Annotated in this window: 1 pseudogene; it reads left to right on the top strand. The window is 53.2% G+C overall.

The annotated features are described in order from the left end of the window. Positions 1-342, top strand: a pseudogene (locus AC1M9C_RS14980) (type VI secretion system tip protein VgrG); the annotation flags it as partial.

Here is a 342-nt window from a genome sequence, read left to right as displayed (position 1 = left end):
TTGATGAAGCCCAACCGATTGTACCGAGCAACAACAGCCCGATCGAAGCACAAAAGCTCCGCCTGATTGACGACAACAGCCAATACCAAGCCCTTAACCGACGCAACATCCGCTACCACCGTAGTGATGCGACAGAACAATTTGATACCATTACCAGCTTTATCGGACAACGCAGCCTACAGCCCACTGCAGTCCACCTACAACGCTGGCAAGCCACAGCCCTCGAACAAGAAGAAGGCGCAGGCTCAGTACAAAGCAAACACCAACACAGTGACCACCAAGACAATGCCAGCCTAGGCCTCGAACAAGCATGGCACATCAGCCCTGCATGGATCCAAGACC

The organism is Acinetobacter sp. 24-47-39, assembly GCF_056783825.1.
Note: the sequence above shows the minus strand (reverse complement) of the source record. Positions and strands in the feature narration are given on the sequence as shown.